At 51.8% G+C, this 274-nt stretch carries 2 tRNA genes; both read right to left on the reverse strand.

Annotation, left to right across the window (positions count from 1 at the left end):
* Positions 1–77: transfer RNA gene (locus SAY88_RS25010), tRNA-Ile, on the reverse strand.
* A 42-nt stretch (positions 78–119) separates the two neighbouring features.
* Positions 120–193: transfer RNA gene (locus SAY88_RS25015), tRNA-Gly, on the reverse strand.
* Positions 194–274 lie beyond the last annotated feature (81 nt).

Here is a 274-nt window from a genome sequence, read left to right on the forward strand (position 1 = left end):
TGGTGGGCCTGAGTGGACTCGAACCACCGACCTCACGCTTATCAGGCGTGCGCTCTAACCAGCTGAGCTACAGGCCCTAAAAAAGGCATAAAAAAAGCACTGAATCTCTTCTATTAGATTGGAGCGGGTGATGAGAATCGAACTCACGACATCAGCTTGGAAGGCTGAGGTTTTACCACTAAACTACACCCGCGAAATGATGGTCGGGAAGACAGGATTTGAACCTGCGACCCCCTGGTCCCAAACCAGGTGCTCTACCAAGCTGAGCCACTTC

This window comes from Halalkalibacter flavus (assembly GCF_036663575.1).
Lineage (GTDB): Bacteria > Bacillota > Bacilli > Bacillales > Bacillaceae_D > Halalkalibacter > Halalkalibacter flavus.